The following is a 16,240-nucleotide window of genomic DNA, read 5'->3' on the forward strand; positions in this document are numbered from 1 at the left end:
ATTGTCTCCGATTAGTGGGCGACGGCCGCGGCGCCGTGTTCGTCGATCAGCGCGCCGGTGTAGAAGCGATCGATCGAGAACGGCTTGGCCAATGGGTGCATCTCGCCTTTGGCAAGGCTCGCGGCGAAGACGTTGCCCGAACCCGGGGTCGCCTTGAAGCCGCCGGTACCCCAGCCGCAGTTGAAGAACAGGTTTTTCACAGGGGTCTTGGAGATGATCGGGCACGCGTCCGGGCAGGTGTCGACGATGCCGCCCCACTGACGGTTCATGCGCACGCGCGAGAGGATCGGGAACATCTCGACGATCGCCTGCATGGTGTGCTCGATGATCGGGTACGAACCGCGCTGGCCGTAACCGACCCAGCCGTCGATACCGGCGCCGATGACCAGGTCGCCTTTGTCGGACTGGCTGATGTAGCCGTGCACGGCGTTGGACATGATCACGCTGTCGATGATCGGCTTGATCGGCTCCGATACCAGCGCCTGCAACGGGTGCGATTCCAGCGGCAGACGGAAGCCGGCCAACTTGGCCATGTGACCGGAGTTACCGGCGGTGACCACACCGACGCGCTTGGCGCCAATGAAGCCCTTGTTGGTTTCCACGCCGATGACCGCGCCGTTTTCCTTGCGGAAGCCGATCACTTCGGTCTGCTGGATGAGATCGACGCCCAGGGCGTCGGCGGCACGGGCGTAGCCCCAGGCCACGGCATCGTGACGGGCCACGCCGCCACGGCGCTGGACGGTCGCACCGAGGATCGGGTAGCGGGTGTTCTTCGAGCAGTCCAGGTACGGGATTTCGGCGGCGACCTGCTCGGTATTGAGCAGCTCGCCGTCCACGCCATTGAGGCGGTTGGCGTTGACCCGACGCTCGGAATCGCGGATGTCCTGCAGGGTGTGGCACAGGTTGTACACACCACGCTGGGAGAACATCACGTTGTAGTTGATGTCCTGGGACAGGCCTTCCCACAGCTTCATGGCGTGTTCGTACAGCTTGGCCGACTCGTCCCACAGGTAGTTGGAACGCACGATGGTGGTGTTACGGGCGGTGTTGCCGCCGCCCAGGTATCCCTTCTCGATCACCGCGACGTTGGTGATGCCGTGCTCCTTGGCCAGGTAGTAGGCCGTGGCCAGGCCATGGCCGCCACCGCCGACGATGACCACGTCGTACACCTTCTTCGGCGTCGGCGTGCGCCACATGCGCTGCCAGTTCTCGTGGTGGCTGAGGGAGTGTTTGAAAAGGCCGAAGCCCGAATAGCGTTGCATGGTTGGTTACTCCACTCAGCGGTAGACCGGGAAATCCGCGCACAGGGCGGCGACGTTCTTGGCAACGTCGGCTTCGACGTCGGCATCACCCAGGTTGTCCAGCACATCGCAGATCCAGCCAGCCAGGGCAACGCACTGGGCTTCCTTGAAGCCACGGGTGGTGACGGCCGGGGTACCGATGCGCAGGCCCGAGGTGACGAACGGCGACTGCGGGTCGTTAGGTACGGCGTTCTTGTTGACGGTGATATGGGCGCGACCCAGGGCGGCGTCGGCGTCTTTGCCGGTCAGGCCCTGACGGATCAGGCTGACCAGGAACAGGTGGTTGTCGGTGCCGCCGGAAACCACGTCGTAGCCGCGGTCGATGAACACCTTGGCCATGGCTTGGGCGTTGGCGATGACCTGCTTCTGATAGGTCTTGAATTCAGGCTCCAGCGCCTCCTTGAAGCACACGGCCTTGGCAGCGATCACGTGCATCAGCGGGCCACCCTGGGCGCCCGGGAAAACGGCAGCGTTGAGCTTCTTCTCGATCTCTTCGTTGGACTTGGCCAGGATCAGGCCGCCACGCGGACCACGCAGGGTCTTGTGGGTGGTGGTGGTGACCACGTCGGCGAACGGAATCGGGTTCGGATACAGGCCAGCGGCAACCAGGCCGGCAACGTGGGCCATGTCGACGAACAGCAGTGCGCCCACTTTGTCGGCGATGGCGCGGAACCGTGGGAAATCCAGGGTCTTGGAGTAGGCGGAGAAGCCGGCGACGATCATCTTCGGCTTGTGCTCGACCGCCAGGCGCTCGACTTCGTCGTAGTCGATCAGGCCGGTGGTGTTGTCGATGCCGTACTGGACCGCGTTGTACAGCTTGCCCGAGGACGACACCTTGGCGCCGTGGGTCAGGTGACCGCCATGGGCCAGGCTCATGCCCAGGATGGTGTCGCCGGGCTGCAGCAGGGCCAGGTAGACGGCGCTGTTGGCGGAGGAGCCGGAGTGCGGCTGGACGTTGGCGTAGTCGGCGCCGAACAGCTGCTTGGCGCGCTCGATCGCCAGCGCCTCGACCTTGTCGACGTACTCGCAGCCACCGTAATAGCGCTTGCCTGGGTAGCCTTCGGCGTACTTGTTGGTCAGGCCGCTGCCCTGGGCCTGCATGACGCGCTTGCTGGTGTAGTTCTCCGAGGCGATCAGCTCGATGTGATCTTCCTGGCGCTGTTCTTCGGCATTCATCGCCGCCAGCAGTGCGTCGTCGTAACCCTGGATCTGGTCTTGCTTGCTGAACATCTTGTTTCTCCCGGCAGCGATCGTTTCTTGTCTTGAGGCACTGTGGCCCTTTGAGGCGATGGTATGACCGGCGAGGGCGACTCAGATGCCTGCGCACGCCTTGCAATGGCGCGTTTACGACATTCGCATCTGCCTGGTGCCTGTGCGGGCCCCTTCGCGGGTAAACCCGCTCCTACAGGGGCTGTGCAATCCCTGTGGTAGCGGGTTTACCCGCGAAGAAGCGCGCAAGATCAATACAGCCAGTTGCTCGAACAGGCCTTGTATAGGCAACCGCTGAATCGATGGTTTAGAGTGCGGATCTGCGTCGTAAAAAGGACAGATGTCATGACTGATAACAGCCAACAATTCGCCAGCGACAACTATTCCGGCATCTGCCCCGAAGCCTGGGCCGCGATGGAAAAAGCCAACCTGGGCCACGAGCGCGCCTATGGCGACGATCAATGGACCGAACGCGCCGCCGAGTATTTCCGCGAGCTGTTCGAAACCGACTGCGAGGTGTTCTTCGCCTTCAACGGCACCGCCGCCAACTCCCTGGCCCTGGCCTCCCTGTGCCAGAGCTACCACAGCGTCATCTGCTCCGAGACCGCCCACGTCGAGACCGACGAGTGCGGTGCGCCGGAGTTCTTCTCCAACGGCTCCAAGCTGCTCACCGCACGCAGTGTAGACGGCAAGCTGACGCCCGAATCGATCCGCGAAGTCGCGCTCAAGCGCCAGGACATCCACTACCCCAAGCCACGCGTGGTGACCATCACCCAGGCCACCGAAGTGGGCACGGTGTACAACCCCGACGAGCTGCGGGCGATCAGCGCCACCTGCAAGGAGCTGGGGCTGAACCTGCACATGGACGGCGCCCGCTTTTCCAACGCCTGCGCTTCCCTGGGCTGCACACCGGCGGATCTGACCTGGAAGGCCGGGGTGGATGTGCTGTGCTTCGGCGGTACCAAGAACGGCATGGCCGTGGGCGAGGCGATCCTGTTCTTCAACCGCGCCCTGGCCGATGACTTCGATTACCGCTGCAAACAGGCGGGCCAGCTGGCGTCGAAGATGCGTTTTCTCTCCGCGCCCTGGGTCGGCCTGCTCGAAGACGGCGCCTGGCTGCGCTATGGCCGCCACGCCAACCATTGCGCACAACTGCTGGCCTCGCTGGTGAGCGACCTGCCGGGCGTGGAGCTGATGTTCCCGGTGCAGGCCAACGGCGTGTTCCTGCAAATGCCGGAAGCCGCGTTGGAGGCGCTGCGCGCCAAGGGTTGGCGCTTCTACACCTTCATCGGCAGCGGTGGCGCGCGGTTCATGTGCTCGTGGGATACGCAAGAAGCGCGAGTGCGTGAACTGGCGCAGGACATCCGCGCCGTCGTCGGCGCCTGATGTCCGCGGGTAAATCGGAGCGGCGGTTGGGCGCCCCGATTTACCCGCGAAGCGTCCAACACCGACCTAGAGCTTGAACCCGCCCATCTGCCGCGCCAGGTCATCGGCCAGGCCACGCAACGCCTGGCACTCGTCCCGACAGGCCTGCACTTCGGCCGCCGTCTCCCGGGCCAGGTCGGAAATCCCCTGCACAGTCCGGTTGATCTCCTCGGTCACCGCCGACTGCTCTTCGGTCGCCGTGGCTACTTGGTGGTTCATGTCGCTGATGTGCTCCACCTGATCGGTGATCGCCCCCAGCGAGGCACCGGTGCGCTGGCTGGACTCTACCCCGCCCCCGGTCGCCTGCTGCCCGGCATTCATTGACGCCACAGCGGTGCCAGCGCCTTGCTTGAGGCGCTGGATCATCTGTTGCACCTCGTCGGTGGACACCTGAGTACGCCGCGCCAGCGTGCGCACTTCATCGGCGACCACGGCAAAGCCGCGCCCCATTTCACCCGCTCGCGCCGCCTCGATGGCCGCATTGAGGGCCAACAGGTTGGTCTGTTCGGAAATACTGCGGATCACGGCCAAGACCTCGTCGATCGAGGCGACTTCGTCGGCCAGCTGGCTCACCGCCTCCGCCGCCCGGCTGATTTCCCCGGACATGCCTTCGATGCTGTGGATCGACCGGCGCACCACCTCGCGCGCCTGCAGGGCCTCGTCGCGCGCCGACTGCGAGGCATGGGCGGCATTGCCGGCGTTTTGCGCGATGTCCTGCACGGTCAGTCCCATTTCGTGCACGGCGGTGGCGACCATTTCGGTCATCTCCTGCTGGCGGCTGGAACGGTCGGCGGTGTTGTCCACCACGCGGGTCACCTGCTCCACCGACCGGTGCAGGCGCTCGGTGGTGCGCAGCACCTCGCCGATGAGCACCCGCTGGCTGTCGAGGAACCGATTGAACCCGCGGGCCAGGTCGCCCAGCTCGTCCTCACGCGTATCGTCCAGCCGCTGACTGAGGTCGCCAGCCCCGCTGCCTATCTGGGTCAGCGCCATGGTGACCTGGCGGATCGGACGTACCAGCCCACGCGCCAGCAACACCACCAACAGCAACGACACTAACGCCACCGCGCCACCGATCAGGCTGGTCAGCCACACCGCTTCGTGCATCTGTGCGTAGATTTCGTCTTCCGGCACCTCGGCCACCAACGTCCAGTTCAGATCGCGAAGCGGTAGGCCCAGCGCAAGAAACGCTTCGCCGTCGCGGCTGAAACGCACCTTGCGCAGGCCTTCACCCTTACCCAACACGGCTTGGGTCGCCTGCTCGCCGACCTGCTCGGCCAACTGGCGCTTGCCGCTGAATTCGTGATCCGGGTGGACCTGGATCAGGCCGTCGTTGCGCACCAGGAACACCCGCCCGCGCTCACCGAAACTAAAGTCATGGATCAGTTTCGACAACGCCGTCATGCGCAGACCCATACCCGCCACGCCCACCAGCTGTCCGTCTTTTTCGACCCGGTAATCGATGAACAGCGCCAGCTCCCCGGTGGAGCCATCGATGTCGATATTGATCAGGCGTTCGGCGCCGCTGTCGATGTAGCCGTAGAACCATTTGTCCTTCGGATTATCACGGCTGAGGGTGCGATCCAGGCCTTTCTCGTTGTAGTAGTGGCCGGTCGCCGTGGAGGCGAACAATGTAGTGAAGGCCTGGTTGCGCTGTTTGGCAGCCTCCAGGTACTCGAGAAAACGGGGAGCTTGGGCGGGGTCTTCGCCGGCTGCGAGCCAATCACGCAGCAGCGTGTTGCCGGCAATGTCGGCCGCCGCCACCAGCGGCTTGCCGAGCATGCGCTCGATGTCGTTGCGGATCGCTTCGACGCTGGCCGGCAGTGCCGTATCCACCAGGTAACGTTCGGTCAGGCGGTTGACCGCCTCGGTATACACCCCTACCACCACCAGGATGCTCGCCAGCAGGGCTGCGCCCATGCTCGCAATCAACTGCCACTGGATACTCCGCCGCCAGATCCGCATGCCCCAACTCCCCAGTCATTATTATTTTGGGTGATTGTATACACTTACGTATCCGGTTATTCCAGTGATCTAAAACAATGTCCACGACCCGTGGCGCGTCGTTTTTGCCGCAAGATCCGATGCTAAAGCGACTGGCGCGGTGGCGGGCGAACACGCTCGCACGCGCCCGGCTCACTTCGAATCCTGGGATGACGCCAGACGGTGGCGCGGGTTTACCCGCGAATGCGATGCGAAACTCACCGATGCATTCGCGGCAAACCCGAGGTCAGGCAATTACTGTTCAGCGATGGTCCGAACGATAGCGTCCACCGTGGCGTCGATCTGCGCCTGGGTCCGCTCGAGGGTCTGCTGATGTTCCTTTTGCAACTCGACCTGCTTGGAACACAGATTCAGGGCTGCCAGCACCAGCAGCTTGTCACCGATCAGGGTGGGGTATTGACGCTTGGTTTCGGCCAAGGCGGTGTTGAGCATCCGCACGGCTTGCGCCAGGGTCTCTTCCTGGCCTTGGGGCGCCTTGATCGAATAGTCGTTGCCCAGAATGGACACGACATTGATCGGCTGCGCTTGCAGTCTCATGCGTTGACGACACCTGCGCTGGCGCGCTCTACCAGCGCCTGGATACGGGCCGCGGTGGCGCCGTGCTTCTCTTCCTGCTCCATCAGCGACAGCTGCAGGGTTTCATTCTCTTCCTTGGCCTGGGCCAGTTCCTGGCCGAGGGCGGTGTTCTGCTCGGTGAGTTGAGCGTTTTTCTGCATCAGGTCGTTGACCAGTTGCTCGAGTTGATTCAGGGAAGCTTCCAACATGGGGGTCTATCTCGGGTTGTTGCAAAGGGCGCACACGATAAAGAAAAGCGCACGTCCTCGCCATTAAATATCGGGACACAAAGGCTTTAGCCTGGGCAGATTGACAGGCCTGGGCCGGGCTTGTTCCGACCTGGGTCAACCACCTGTCCGGAAACTCGATAGCAGGCTCACAATTTCATTCAAGCGCGGCCCGTTTCTACCGATAACCCGAGCAGGTCACATTCTGTCGCAGGGAACGCGCATTTTATTCCTTGCCCGGATTACAACCCATGTCCCTACGCAATATGAACATTGCCCCGCGTGCGCTGTTGGGCTTTGCCCTGATCGGCGCGCTGATGCTTGGCCTTGGCACCTTCTCCCTCATCCAGATGGGCAACATCCGCCAGGCTGGCCTGGCCATCGAAGCGGTGAGCGTGCCCAGCATCAAGACGCTCGATGAACTGGCCCTGCTCAACCTGCGCATGCGCACCCTCGCCTACCGCCTGGTGCTCAACCGCGACCCACAGTTCCAGCAAGACACCCAACGCCAGATGGACGAGCGCAACGCGCAGATCGACAAGATACGCGCTACCTACCGCACGCTGGTCGAAGGCCCTCAGGAACAAGCCGCCTTCGATCGCTACAACCAACTGCTGGGCCAGTACCGCCAGCTAGAAGCGCGCATGCGCAGCTTCAGCCAGGCCGATCGCGTGGAAGAGCTGCAAAATCTGATCAACCGCGAGCTGTTCGAAAATGCCGAGCAGATCAACCAAGCCATGGCGGACCTGGTGCGCATCAACACCGACCAGACCCGAGCCACCAATGCCAGAGCCGCCAGCCAATATGACACCGCCTTCACCCTGGTCATCGGCCTGCTGGTGGCCGCTACCGTGCTGACCCTGCTGTGCGCCTTCCTGTTGACCCGCAGCATCGTCAAGCCGATCGATGAAGCGCTCAAGGCCGCCGAACAGGTCGCCGACGGTGACTTGACCCAAGTGATCCGCGCCGAGGGCAACGACGAAGCCGCCCGCCTGCTGCGCGCCATGGCGCGGATGCAGGACAAGCTGCGCGACACCCTGCAATTGATCGCAGGCTCGGCTACCCAGCTGGCCTCGGCCGCCGAGGAGCTCAACTGCGTCACCGACGAAAGCGCTCGAGGCCTGCAGCAGCAGAACAACGAGATCGAACAAGCCGCCACCGCAGTCACCGAAATGACCAGCGCGGTGGAAGAAGTGGCGCGCAATGCCGTGAGCACCTCCGAAGCCTCCAGCGAGGCCAGCCGTTCGGCGGGCGATGGACGCGATCTGGTGCTGGAGACGGTGGGCGCCATCGAGCGCATGAGCAGCGATGTGCAAGCCACCGCGACACTGGTCACCCGTCTGGCATCCCAGTCCCGGGATATCGGCAAGGTCCTGGATGTGATTCGTGGCCTGGCCGATCAGACCAACCTGCTGGCACTCAATGCCGCGATCGAAGCCGCCCGTGCCGGCGAGGCTGGCCGGGGCTTTGCCGTGGTGGCTGACGAGGTACGGGCCCTGGCCCACCGCACCCAGCAGTCGACCAGCGAGATCGAACGGATGATCGCCAGCATCCAGGGCGGAACCGAAGAAGCGGTCACGTCGATGCGCACCAGCACCGAACGTGCCGAATCGACCCTTAACATCGCCCGTGGTGCCGGCCTGGCACTGGACAGCATCGCCAGCGCGGTGGCGCAGATCAACGAGCGCAACCTGGTGATCGCCAGCGCCGCCGAAGAGCAGGCCCAGGTGGCTCGGGAGGTGGACCGCAACCTGGTGAACATCAATGATCTGTCGGTGCAGAGCGCGACCGGGGCACATCAGACCAGCGTGGCCAGCGCCGACCTTTCCCGTCTGGCGGTGGACCTCAACGGCCTGGTGGCGCGGTTTCGCACTTGATGAATACATTCGCGGCGGTTCGACGCCTCGATAAACCCGCTCCCACAGGTTCTGCATCGACCTGCTGGAGCGGGTTCACCCGCAAAATGTGGGAATGGGCTGGATCAGTAGTCGATCCGCACATCCCCTTGCGGGACACTGCAGCACGACAAGATGTAGCCTTCGGCTTCGTCTTCCTCGGTGATGCCGCCGTTGTGGTCCATGACCACTTCGCCGCCGAGCTTGAGTACCTTGCAGGTACCGCAGATGCCCATGCCGCAGGCCTTGGGGATCATCAGCCCGACCTTCGCCGCAGCCGCATGCACCGTCTCGCCCGGGGCGATACGGATGCTCTTGTCGCTGCCGACGAACTCCACCAGGTTGAGGTCGGCCGCGTCGAGTTCCTCGGCCGCCTCGGCCGCCTGCTCGGCATGTTCCACAGCATCGGCCTTGGCCTCTGCCGGGGTCGCGCCAAACGACTCTTCGTGGTAGTTGCGCATGTCGAAGCCCACCGCCTCGAGCATGCGCTTGACCGCGTTCATGTAAGGCGTCGGGCCGCAGCAGAAGACCACCCGCTCCATGTAGTCAGGCGCGATCAGCTCCATCAGGCGCTGATTCAGGTAGCCACGGTAGCCCGACCAGGGCTCGCCCAGACCGTGCTTCTCGCAAATGATGTGCAGACTGAAATTGGGGATCCGCGAGGCCATCTGGTCCAGTTCGCGGTGATAGATGATGTCCTTCGGCGAACGGGCGCTGTGGACGAAGACCATGTCGACATTGCCATTGGTGTCGTAGAACCAACGGGCCATGGACATCACCGGGGTGATACCCACGCCGCCGGAGAGGTACAGCACCTTCGGCGCCGGGAAGTCGATGGCGTTGAACAGCCCCACCGGTCCGTGCACCGCCAGCTCGAAGCCCTCGTGCATGTTGTCGTGCAGCCAGTTGGACACCTGCCCGCCGGGTACCCGCTTGACGGTGATCGAGAAGCTGTAGGGCACCGATGGCGAGCTGGAAATGGTGTACGAGCGCATCACCTGTTTGCCATCGATCTCAAGTTCCAGGGTGACGAACTGCCCAGGCTTGAAGAAGAACATGATCGGCTGGTCGGCCATGAAACAGAAGGTGCGCACGTCCCAGGTCTCCTGGATGACCTTGACGCAGCGCACCACATGGCGGCCGTTGGCCCAGGTCTGGGTCGTGACCGGATTGAGGAAGGTATCGGACATGTTCTTCTCCAGCGGCCGACTACCGGCCTTCATGGCTCCGATAATGCGCAAGCCGGCGACGAAGTACATTCCTATCAGCGACATCGGCGTGCTTATCGCGACCAGCCCCGCGCTACAAGGGCTGGCGCGTCGGAATCGGATTCGGCCATGTCGCCCGTGGATATGGTTCCTGTCGGCGGCGAACGCACACTCCACGGCAAATGAAACAGCTGTTTTTAGCAAGCAGCCTTGCGGCAAACCACAACAACGATTAGCCACTTTCGCCGGCCGCATACGGCCCTGAGGACCAAACGATGGACGTCACCGCAACCCTGAGCCTGGGCGATCCACTGGAAGCTGCACGCAAGGCCACCGCCGAGATGCTGCAGACCCGCGAGCGCACCTACTCGCTGCCCCAGCCTTTCTACACCGACGAGCGTCTGTTCCAGATCGACATGCAGGAGATCTTCCACAAGGAATGGTTGATCGCCGGCATGACGTGCGAGATTCCGACCAAGGGCAACTTCCTGACCCTGCAGATCGGCAAGAACCCGATCATCGTTATCCGTGGCGCCGAAGGCCAAGTGCATGCGTTCCACAACGTCTGCCGTCACCGCGGTTCGCGCCTGTGCACCAGCGACAAGGGCAAGGTGGCCAAGCTGGTCTGCCCATACCACCAGTGGACCTATGAAATCGACGGTCGCCTGCTGTTCGCCGGCACCGAGATGGGCGCCGACTTCGACATGAAGCAGTACGGCCTCAAGCCAGTGCACGTGAAGACCGCCGGTGGCTATATCTTCATCAGCCTGGCCGAGAACCCGCCAGCGATCGACGAGTTCCTGGCAACGCTCGATCACTACATGGAACCGTACGACATGGAGAACACCAAGGTGGCGGTGCAGACCACCTTGATGGAAAAAGCCAACTGGAAGCTGGTGTTGGAGAACAACCGTGAGTGCTATCACTGCAACGGTTCGCACCCTGAGCTGCTCAAGACACTGCTGGAGTGGGACGATACCAACGACCCACGCGCCGACCAGGCGTTCAAGGATCACGTCGCCGCCTCCGCTGCAGCCTGGGAAGCCGAGAAGATCCCGTACCTGCACAAGAGCCATGGCCTGCGTAACCGCATCGTGCGCATGCCGCTGCTCAAGGGCACCGTGTCCATGACCATGGACGGCAAGCAGGCGTGCAAGAAACTGATGGGCCGCATCAAGAACCCGGACCTGGGCTCGATGCGTATCCTGCACCTGCCGCACTCCTGGAACCACTGCATGGGCGACCACATGATCGTGTTCACCGTGTGGCCCATCAGCGCCCAGGAAACCATGGTCACCACCAAGTGGCTGGTGCACAAGGACGCCGTCGAAGGTGTCGACTACGACCCGGAAAACATGCGCAAGGTCTGGGACGCCACCAACGACCAGGACCGCCGTTTGGCTGAAGAGAACCAGCGCGGCATCAATTCCACCGCCTACCAGCCCGGCCCGTACTCCAAGACCTACGAGTTCGGCGTGGTCAACTTCATCGACTGGTACTCCCAGCGCGTGCTGAACAACCTGGGGGCGGAGCCAGCGCCGTACCTGAAGGAAGTCAAAGCGCAGTAAGGCATCGACGCGAAACGAAAAGAGCAGCCAGGTGGCTGCTCTTTTTTTTGCTCGAATCGGGCCAACAGCACAGTCCGGTCATGAAGAGCGATGATCAATTCTTGATCAACCTTGCCACAGCCAAGGCCTCCCAAGGCCTGCAGCCACCGACCAACATTTTATCCACAGCCTGGCGCACAGTATTTGTGGAAACGTGGGCCGAGCAGTAGCCGGACGCTTTGATCATTATTTGACCATTCCTCTACAAGCCTTTGATTACAAGGGCTCTAGCGTTCGCCGAACACGTTGTCCACAGAGCGGCCAACAGACTTTGTGGGCAATACGCAGGCGTGCGGCCAAGCCTGTGGATAGACCTCCAGAGCGCCCGACAAAAGCGTGCTGCACAGCCGTTCCGCAGCAATTGATCAATTATTGACCAAACCTCTGCACCCCAGGCAGATCAAGGGATTGCGCCGCTACCAAACAGATTATCCACAGAGACGCCAACAGCGATTGTGGGCAACCTGGGCCGCTTGGAATGAAAAGACCGTGTGGCGTTGATCGGCTGGGGTGGTCAAATAACAACCAGCTCTCTGCAGGCTTGATATGACGGGGCCTGTAGAGAGGCGCGAACACTTTATCAACAGGTTGGCAAACAGATTCGGTGTGTAAAAACCTAAGGGTCGATGACCAAGTCTGCGAAGGGCTGCGAAACACCATGAAAAAAGCCCACGCTGCAGGCCATGCAACGTGGGCTTTGGCTCTTGAACGGGCAACCGCTAGCGCAGCACCCCTTCTTCCACCAGCAGCTTCAGGATCGCCTCGGCGCCTTCTTGTGGAGAAACATCCTTGAGCACCTTGCCGCCCCCACCGCTGGCCTTGGCCGTAGCGGCTTTCATGCGGTCGGCGCCACTCTTGGCCTTGATCACCTTCAGCCGCTTGGGCCGTGGACGGGCCGGCTGCAGCTCGGCATCGGCCAGCAGTTCATCCTCGACCACCGCCACGTTGCGCGCCGCCAACACGCCCCGGCGCGCGGGGCCAAAGGCGCTCTGGCGTGGCTTGGGCGCCGCGTTATCCACAGTCGCCAAGAGCGGCAGGCGCACCTTCAGCCGACGCCGCTGCCCACGTGGCAAGGCCTGCAGGACTTGCGCGGTGCCGTTGTCGATGGACTCGACCTCAGCCAGGCCCACCACCAGTGGCCAGCCCAGGCGCTCGGCCAGCAAGAACGGCAACATGCCCGAGCCTTCGCCGGTTTCCGCCTGGCTGCCGGTCAGCACCAGTTGTGCCCCGGCGTCGCGCAGGTAATCGCCCAGCACGCCGAGCACATCGGCACCTGCCGGCTGCTCCAGCACATCCAGATGATCCAGGCCCATGCCCAGGTATGCGCGCAGCGCTTCCTCGCGAGGATCGCCGGCATGCACCACCTGCAAGTTATCCCCAGCCAGCTGCAAACCCAGCTCGACGGCACGTGAGTCCTGCTCGGCACGACGGGTGCGGCCGGAGCTGGGGTGAGCGCCGATGGAGACCAGGCTGATGACTTTCGTACTCATGCTCGTGCCCTTATGCCGCGTCGCGCTGACCGGCGCTGCGGTAGTTGTCCACAGCCTCGATCAACGCCTGGAGAATCGCCGAACTGTCGCCAATCACCGACAGGTCCGCCCGTTTGATCATGTCGCAGCCTGGGTCCATGTTCACCGCCACCACCTTGTCGCAGGCGCCGATGCCCTGCAGGTGCTGGATCGCCCCGGAGATACCCACAGCCACATAGACACGTGCCGTGACCCAGGTACCGGTGGCACCCACCTGGCGGTTGCGGGGCATGAAACCATCGTCCACCGCCACCCGCGAAGCGCCTTCGGTAGCACCGAGGGCGGCGGTCGCCTTGTGGAACAGATCCCAATCCTTGACGCCGTTGCCGCCGGAGACGATGAACTCCGATTCGGCCATGGCGATGGCCGCAGGATCCACCGCCACCGGGCCCAGGTCTTCGATACGCGACAGGCTGCGCGCCACGCTTGTGGACAATTCCACCGGCAGCGCTTCGTGACGGGTTTCGCTGACCGGGTCGGAGCATTCGGCCGCCGCCAGGATCAGGCGCGGCAGACCGCGCTGCAGGTCCTGCTGGCCCGCCCCGGCTCGGCCGATGCACTGGCCGTCCTTGACTTGCCATACCCGCGTCGCCGGGCGTTCGCCCAACGCGGCGGCCAGGCGCCGGCCGAGCTCGCCACCACCGGTGCGGCTGTCTGGCAGCAGCCAGTGGCGCGGGGTGAACTGGTTATCCACAGCGCGCAGACCCTGCACCAACTGCTCCGGTGCATAACCTTCGAACGCTTCGCCTTCGATGACCAGCAACCGGTCGACGCCGGCTGTGGAAAAGTTGCTTTCCTTGTGTTCGCCGAACACGATCGCCAGGACGGCGCCGTCGCTGCCGGCCAGACTGTGGGCCAGGCCCAGCAGGTCGCGGTCGTGGCTGCCCAGGCGACCACCGACCATGTCCGGAACCACGGCGATATAGAACGCCGGCTGCGCGACCTGATGCAGCGGCAGCTGCACCTCGGCCGCTGCAGTGCGGCGACCGCCGCCAGCGGTGCCCTGTTGGGCGCCGCTTCGGTCGATGCGCTTGAGGCCGTTGGGGCCGATGAAGCCGGCGGCGATCGCATGGGGGTTCTTGCGGATGAGGCCGTTGGGCCCCATCCAGCGGGTCTGTTGCGTCTGCATCGCCGCGTGCAGCGGATGCAGACGGTTACGGGCGATCCACTCGGCACGAGGGTCGCGGCGGATGATGTCGCTCATCAGTGCACCTCCGCAGGTTCACGTTTGGCCGCTTGGGATTTGGCGCTGGCAGGAGCGTCGTCCTCGATCAGCACGTCGGCGACGAGCTCGGCGATGTCCTTGATCTGCGGACGGGGTTCGACCACGCCTTCGAGCATCGCGGTGCACTGTGGGCAACCCACGGCCACCAGCTCTGCCTCGGTCGTGCGGATGTCGTCCATGCGCATGTCAGGGATACGCTGCTTGCCCGGGATGTCGGTGATCGGCGCACCGCCGCCACCGCCACAGCAACGGGAGCGGAAGCCGGAGCGTTCCATCTCGCGAACCTCGATGCCGAGGGCCTTGAGCACATCGCGAGGCGCCTCGTACTCGCCGTTGTAACGGCCCAGGTAGCACGGATCGTGATAGGTGACGCTGCCACCCTTGTGCTGGCCCAGGTTGAGCTTGTTGGCCGCAATGAGTTCGGCGATGTAGGTGCTGTGGTGCTGTACCTGGTACTCACCGCCCAAGGCGCCGTACTCGTTCTTCAGCACATGGAAGCTATGCGGGTCGCAGGTGACGATGCGCTGGAAGCGGTACTTGTTCAGTGTCTGGATGTTGCGCTTGGCCAGTTGCTGGAAAGTCGCCTCATCGCCCAGCCGGCGCGCCACGTCGCCGCTGTCACGCTCTTCCAGGCCGAGCACGGCGAAGTCCACACCGGAGGCCTTGAGGACTTTGACGAAGGCCCGCAGGGTGCGCTGGTTGCGCATGTCGAAGGCACCATCACCGACCCAGAACAGCACCTCGGTGCTCTTGACCTCGGACATCAGCTTGAGATTGAGGTCGGCCGCCCAGTTCATCCGACCGCCTGGGTTGAAGCCGCCAGGGTTGTCGGTGGCGATCAGGTTGTCCAGCACCTCGGCGCCCTTGTTCGGGGTCGCGCCTTTTTCCAGGGTCAGGTGACGGCGCATGTCGACGATGGCATCGACGTGCTCGATCATCATCGGGCATTCCTCGACGCAGGCGCGGCAGGTGGTGCACGACCACAGGGTCTCGGCGTCGACCAGGCCATTGACGATCGGCTGATGCGGGTGACCGCCATGCTCGCCGATCGGCTTGCCCGGATAAGGGCTGCCGGCGAACTGTGCGTCGGTGCCACCGGCAAGACCAATGACCATGTCCTGGATGAGTTTTTTCGGGTTCAGCGGCTGGCCGGCGGCGAATGCAGGGCACATCGCCTCGCACTTGCCGCACTGCACGCAGGCATCGAAGCCGAGCAGTTGGTTCCAGGTGAAGTCCACGGGTTTTTCCACGCCCAGCGGCGCGTTCGGGTCTTCCAGGTCCAGCGGCTTGAGGCCGGTGGAGCGACCACCACCGAAACGCTCGGCGCGGCGGTGCCAGGCCAGGTGCAGGGCACCGGCGAAGGCGTGCTTCATCGGGCCGCCCCAGGTCATGCCGAAGAACAGCTCCGACACGCCCCACAGCACGCCCACGCCCAGCACGGCGACCAGCAGCCAACCACCGGTACCTTCAGGCAGGATGCCGGCAACAGGCAGCGTGGCGATGAAGAAGCTCGCGGCGAACACCAGCAAGCTCTTGGGCAGGCGCATCCACGGGCCCTTGGACAGGCGCGAAGGCGGGTTCAGGCGACGCTTGAAGACGAACAGGGCGCCACAGAACATCAGCACCGTGGCCGCCAGCAAGGCGTAGCCGAGGATCTTGCTCTGCAGGCCAAAGCCATGGACCAGGATCGCCAGCACGGCCGACAGCACGAAGCCGCCGGCGGTGGCCACGTGGGTCTTGGACATGTACTTGTCGCGCTCGACCACATGGTGCAGATCCACCAGATAGCGCCGCGGCATGGCCAGCAGGCCGCCGATCAGGTTGACCTTCGAAGGTCGACCACGCCGCCACATGCGCACCCGGCGCAGGGCGCCGAGCACCGCCAGGCCAAGGGCAGCGAACAGCAGGATGGGTAGAAGGGTGTTCAACATGGGAGGCTCCCACAACAGCTGGATTCTTGCACCGCCCTGGCGGCTGGATCGGCCCCTTGTGGGAAGCGGGTTTACCCGCGAATGCGTCAGATCAGACAACCATGTTGCTCGTGCTGACGCTTTC

Annotated in this window: 12 protein-coding genes and 2 pseudogenes; 4 read left to right on the forward strand and 10 right to left on the reverse strand. The window is 63.5% G+C overall.

The features are described from left to right. Nucleotides 1-11: 11 nt before the first annotated feature. A complete protein-coding gene (locus R6G97_RS00570; protein WP_043211104.1) occupies nt 12-1,262 on the reverse strand; it encodes a sarcosine oxidase subunit beta family protein in 1,251 nt (416 codons plus the stop codon). 15 nt (nt 1,263-1,277) lie between these two features. Next, nucleotides 1,278-2,531, reverse strand: a complete 1,254-nt coding sequence (glyA, locus tag R6G97_RS00575; protein ID WP_043211101.1) for a serine hydroxymethyltransferase — start codon at nt 2,529-2,531, stop codon at nt 1,278-1,280. A 324-nt stretch (nt 2,532-2,855) separates the two neighbouring features. Here glyA and R6G97_RS00580 point away from each other — a divergent pair, with 324 nt between their 5' ends. After that, nucleotides 2,856-3,896: a threonine aldolase family protein gene (locus R6G97_RS00580; protein ID WP_317847694.1), complete on the forward strand. Its 1,041-nt coding sequence runs from the start codon at nt 2,856-2,858 to the stop codon at nt 3,894-3,896. Nucleotides 3,897-3,962: 66 nt separating this feature from the next. Here the strand turns inward: R6G97_RS00580 and R6G97_RS24845 are convergent, their stop codons facing one another. The 4 genes and pseudogenes from R6G97_RS24845 to R6G97_RS00595 all read right to left on the reverse strand — a co-directional run bounded on the left by R6G97_RS24845 (nt 3,963) and on the right by R6G97_RS00595 (nt 6,703). After that, nucleotides 3,963-4,700: a methyl-accepting chemotaxis protein gene (locus tag R6G97_RS24845; protein ID WP_371906664.1), complete on the reverse strand. Its 738-nt coding sequence runs from the start codon at nt 4,698-4,700 to the stop codon at nt 3,963-3,965. A 126-nt stretch (nt 4,701-4,826) separates the two neighbouring features. Further along, nucleotides 4,827-5,900 (reverse strand): annotated as a pseudogene (locus R6G97_RS24850) (HAMP domain-containing protein); the annotation flags it as partial. Between the two features lie 273 nt (nt 5,901-6,173). Next, nucleotides 6,174-6,476, reverse strand: coding sequence for a cell division protein ZapA (locus R6G97_RS00590; protein WP_043211094.1), 303 nt, complete (start codon nt 6,474-6,476; stop codon nt 6,174-6,176). Then, nucleotides 6,473-6,703, reverse strand: a complete 231-nt coding sequence (locus R6G97_RS00595; RefSeq protein WP_070090739.1) for a hypothetical protein — start codon at nt 6,701-6,703, stop codon at nt 6,473-6,475. Before R6G97_RS00595 ends, R6G97_RS00590 begins: the two co-directional genes overlap by 4 nt. 284 nt (nt 6,704-6,987) lie before the next feature. Here R6G97_RS00595 and R6G97_RS24855 point away from each other — a divergent pair. Then, nucleotides 6,988-7,743, forward strand: a pseudogene (locus R6G97_RS24855) (MCP four helix bundle domain-containing protein); the annotation flags it as partial. Beyond that, nucleotides 7,735-8,598: a methyl-accepting chemotaxis protein gene (locus tag R6G97_RS24860; protein WP_418789768.1), complete on the forward strand. Its 864-nt coding sequence runs from the start codon at nt 7,735-7,737 to the stop codon at nt 8,596-8,598. The pseudogene R6G97_RS24855 and the gene R6G97_RS24860, both read left to right, overlap by 9 nt. 104 nt (nt 8,599-8,702) lie before the next feature. Here the strand turns inward: R6G97_RS24860 and gbcB are convergent, their stop codons facing one another. Then, entirely contained in the window at nt 8,703-9,806 is a 1,104-nt protein-coding gene (gene gbcB, locus R6G97_RS00605; RefSeq protein ID WP_043211132.1) for a glycine-betaine demethylase subunit GbcB, read from the reverse strand. Between the two features lie 293 nt (nt 9,807-10,099). On the opposite strand from gbcB, the gene gbcA reads away from it, so the two are divergent. Further along, nucleotides 10,100-11,392, forward strand: a complete 1,293-nt coding sequence (gene gbcA / locus R6G97_RS00610; RefSeq protein ID WP_043211087.1) for a glycine-betaine demethylase subunit GbcA — start codon at nt 10,100-10,102, stop codon at nt 11,390-11,392. A gap of 758 nt (nt 11,393-12,150) precedes the next feature. On the opposite strand, the gene etfB is transcribed toward gbcA, so the two are convergent. The 3 genes from etfB to dgcB are packed head-to-tail and all read right to left on the reverse strand — an operon-like array spanning nt 12,151 to nt 16,116. Further along, nucleotides 12,151-12,921, reverse strand: a complete 771-nt coding sequence (etfB, locus tag R6G97_RS00615; RefSeq protein ID WP_043211085.1) for an electron transfer flavoprotein subunit beta — start codon at nt 12,919-12,921, stop codon at nt 12,151-12,153. A 10-nt stretch (nt 12,922-12,931) separates the two neighbouring features. Further along, entirely contained in the window at nt 12,932-14,164 is a 1,233-nt protein-coding gene (gene etfA / locus R6G97_RS00620; protein ID WP_043211083.1) for an electron transfer flavoprotein subunit alpha, read from the reverse strand. Next, complete coding sequence (gene dgcB / locus R6G97_RS00625) at nt 14,164-16,116, reverse strand: dimethylglycine demethylation protein DgcB (RefSeq protein WP_090346333.1); 1,953 nt, start codon at nt 16,114-16,116, stop codon at nt 14,164-14,166. The genes etfA and dgcB overlap by 1 nt, the downstream gene beginning before the upstream one ends. Between the last annotated feature and the right edge of the window lie 124 nt (nt 16,117-16,240).

This window comes from Pseudomonas sp. HTZ2, from assembly GCF_033173945.1.
GTDB lineage: Bacteria > Pseudomonadota > Gammaproteobacteria > Pseudomonadales > Pseudomonadaceae > Aquipseudomonas > Aquipseudomonas guariconensis.